5 protein-coding genes are annotated in these 3,597 nt (G+C 44.3%); all 5 read right to left on the reverse strand.

Annotated elements, in window-relative coordinates; genetic code table 11:
* Positions 1–284 precede the first annotated feature (284 nt).
* Positions 285–638: a 50S ribosomal protein L19 gene (rplS, locus tag A142_RS08860; RefSeq protein ID WP_004735514.1), complete on the reverse strand. Its 354-nt coding sequence runs from the start codon at positions 636–638 to the stop codon at positions 285–287.
* A 59-nt stretch (positions 639–697) separates the two neighbouring features.
* The gene (gene trmD, locus A142_RS08865) at positions 698–1,438 is read right to left on the reverse strand and encodes a tRNA (guanosine(37)-N1)-methyltransferase TrmD (protein WP_019826347.1); all 741 of its coding nucleotides are present in this window, start codon (positions 1,436–1,438) and stop codon (positions 698–700) included.
* A gap of 26 nt (positions 1,439–1,464) precedes the next feature.
* Positions 1,465–2,019: a ribosome maturation factor RimM gene (rimM, locus tag A142_RS08870; RefSeq protein ID WP_017063236.1), complete on the reverse strand. Its 555-nt coding sequence runs from the start codon at positions 2,017–2,019 to the stop codon at positions 1,465–1,467.
* Positions 2,020–2,043: 24 nt separating this feature from the next.
* Positions 2,044–2,292, reverse strand: coding sequence for a 30S ribosomal protein S16 (gene rpsP / locus A142_RS08875; protein ID WP_004410028.1), 249 nt, complete (start codon positions 2,290–2,292; stop codon positions 2,044–2,046).
* Positions 2,293–2,503: 211 nt separating this feature from the next.
* Positions 2,504–3,597, reverse strand: a 1,094-nt coding sequence (locus tag A142_RS08880; protein ID WP_069591563.1) for a signal recognition particle protein, incomplete at its 5' end; no start/stop codon positions are given.

Consider the following 3,597-nt stretch of genomic DNA (forward strand, 5'->3'; position numbering starts at 1 on the left):
CGAGATTCGAGATTCGAGATTCGAGATTCGGAAAAATGATTAAAGGGTTGGCGTTTGCGTCAATCCTTTTTTTATTGCCGATAGTTTGGTGTTTACCAAAAGAGTTTCCCTACTCCTTCGTCAGTCTAGGGAATGACGGTTGTATTTAAGCTTACTTTCCAGTCGTCATCCCCAAGAGTGAGGAACGAAAGAGTTGGGGATCTCTTACTTTCAAAGCTCTAACTAGCAGGCACAAAAAAGCGGAGCCAAATGGCTCCGCTTTTATCGATAGAATGCAAAAAGAATTACTTCTTAGTAAGCTTCTCTTTAATACGAGCTGACTTACCAGAACGCTCACGTAGGTAGTACAACTTGGCACGACGTACTGCACCACGGCGTTTAACTTCGATGCTATCAACCATTGGAGAGTGAGTTTGGAACGCACGCTCTACGCCTTCACCGTTCGAGATCTTACGAACTGTGAATGCAGAGTGTAGACCACGGTTACGAATAGCGATTACAACGCCTTCGAAAGCCTGTAGACGCTCACGGTCACCTTCTTTTACCTTAACCTGAACTACAACAGTGTCACCTGGTGCGAATTTAGGAAGGTCTGATTTTAGTTGCTCTTCTTCAAGAGCCTTGATGATGTTGCTCATTTGTATAAATTCCTAGAATAAACTGATACTAAATTTAATAGGTTACTGCTTGCTTTTCGTTAAGAGCGTTGCTCTTTAATGAATTCAGCCAGTAATTGTTCCTGTTCGTCAGTCAGAGCTAGGTTTTCCAGGAGTTCTGGTCTTCTTAGCCAAGTTCGGCCCAACGATTGTTTTAATCGCCAGCGACGAATGTCCTTATGGTTTCCAGACTTGAGTACCGATGGCACATCTTTATCGTCTAGCACCTCAGGGCGCGTATAATGGGGACAATCTAGCAAACCATTTGCAAAAGAATCTTCTTCTGCTGAAGCGAAATCTCCAAGTACACCCGGAACAAACCGAGATACTGAATCAATCAGCGTCATGGCTGGCAGTTCGCCACCCGTCATCACAAAATCTCCAATCGACCATTCTTCGTCAACTTCAGATTGAATGATGCGCTCATCTACCCCTTCGTAGCGACCACAAATAAGAAGTAAATTCTCGTTTGTTGCCAGCTCTTCAACACCTTTCTGGTCGAGTTTACGACCTTGAGGTGAAAGATAGATCACTTTCGTCTTTCCCGGTGCTGCTTGCTTGGCTGTTTTGATAGCGTCGCGCAAAGGCTGAACCATCATTAACATGCCAGGACCACCACCGTAAGGTCTGTCATCAACAGTGCGATGTTTATCATGAGTGAAATCACGAGGATTCCATGTCTCAATAGATAAAAGACCTTTTTTAACCGCTTGACCTGTTACTCCAAAATCAGTAACAGAACGGAACATTTCAGGAAAAAGGCTAATAATGCCAACCCACATGTGTTCTCTCGCTCTGTAATTTGGAGTTAGAATCCAGGATCCCAGTCAACTTCGATCCGGCGAGCTTCGCGATCAACTTTCTTGATCACTTGCTCTTCAAGGTACGGTACTAACCGTTCCTTTTGGCCAAAAGCATCTTTAAGATTTGCTTTGATTACTAGAACATCGTTCGAGCCAGTTTCTAATAGGTCAGTGACCTCACCAAGGTCGTAACCTTTAGTGGTAAAAACTTGCATACCGAACAATTCGCGCCAGTAGAATTCATCTTCTGACAATTCAGGTAACGAAGCAGGGTCAATAGCAATTTCAAAGTTAGTCATCAGTTGCGCGTCTTCACGAACATCTAATCCCGCTAGCTTACATACATAACCTTGGCCATGACGTTTCCAGCTCTCAACTTTGTACTCGACCCACTTACCCTTTAGGTTTAAATACCAAGGGCTGTAATCAAATATGCTTTCAGCATTGTCTGTGTAGGAGAACACTTTAAGCCAGCCACGAATACCATAGGTAGACCCAAGTTTACCCATGACAATTCTATTGTTTTGCTCGCTCATAGTTTCTTTACCCTTCATCGACATAAGCTATTTCTCTTTAAAAAAGAATTAAGCCGCTTTTTGAGCGTCTTTAACTAGCTTAGCTACACGATCAGATAGAGATGCGCCTTGACCAACCCAGTGGTTAACACGATCTAGGTCTAGACGTAGACCTTCTTCTTGACCTTGAGCAGTAGGGTTAAAGAAACCTACTTTCTCGATGAAACGGCCAGTTGCAGCGTTACGGCTATCCGCAACTACGATTTGATAAAATGGGCGCTTCTTTGCACCGTGACGTGCCAAACGAATGGTTACCATGTCGTCCTCTTTGCTTTCTTAATAAAATAATTAACCCCAAGTATAAGTAATAGCTTGGGGTCTCGTGCCAAATTAAAGCCCCGGAATTTTACTCTTATTCCGGTGCAATGCAAGGGCTTTAGCTATTTTTTCACCAACATAGCTGCCGTACACTTTCTGTGACACGGCTAACACTATGAAAAGTAACGTAGCTAAAGCTTACATTTGTAGATTATCGACCAAACGGGTTAAAGCCACCACCCATTCCGCCCATACCTCCACCGCCGCCCATCATGCCTTGCATGTTGCGCATCATGCCTTTCATGCCACCTTTTTGCATTTTCTTCATCATCTTCTGCATTTGGGTGAACTGCTTAAGCATACGGTTTACATCTTGTACCCGTGTACCTGAACCAGCGGCAATACGCTTTTTGCGCGAGCCTTTGATTAGGTCAGGGCGTTGACGCTCTTTCATAGTCATAGAGTTGATGATCGCTTCCATTTGCTTGAACATCTTGTCATCAACTTTATCTTTAACGTTATCTGGTAGCTGAGACATGCCTGGAAGCTTATCCATCATGCCCATCATGCCGCCCATGTTTTGCATCTGACCAAGTTGTTCACGGAAGTCTTCAAGGTCAAAGCCTTTCTTCTCTTTGAACTTCTTAGCTAGCTTCTCTGCTTTCTCGGTATCAACGTTTTTCTGTAGGTCTTCAATAAGAGACAGTACGTCGCCCATACCTAGGATACGAGAAGCAACACGATCTGGGTGGAACGGTTCTAGTGCGTCAGTCTTTTCACCAACACCCAAGAATTTAATTGGCTTACCTGTAATATGACGAACAGACAGAGCAGCACCACCACGCGCATCACCATCAACTTTCGTCAAGATAACACCAGTTAGTGGTAGTGCGTCACCAAAGGCTTTTGCAGTGTTCGCAGCATCTTGACCTGTCATTGCATCAACAACGAACAGTGTCTCTACGGGTTTAATTGCAGTATGAAGCTCTTTGATCTCGCCCATCATCTCTTCATCGATAGCCAAACGACCAGCAGTATCGACAAGTAGCACGTCGTAGAATTTCTTCTTCGCGTGATCAATGGCAGCGTTTGCAATATCAAGAGGCTTTTGATCAGCTGAAGATGGGAAGAAGTCTACGCCAACATCGCTTGCTAACGTTTCAAGCTGTTTGATCGCCGCTGGACGGTAAACGTCGGCAGACACAACCAAGACTTTCTTCTTGTCACGCTCAGTTAGAAGCTTAGATAGCTTACCTACCGATGTGGTTTTACCCGCACCTTGTAGACCCGCCATTAAGATAACGG

The sequence above is a fragment of the Vibrio splendidus 12E03 genome (assembly GCF_000272105.2).
Taxonomy (GTDB): domain Bacteria; phylum Pseudomonadota; class Gammaproteobacteria; order Enterobacterales; family Vibrionaceae; genus Vibrio; species Vibrio splendidus_I.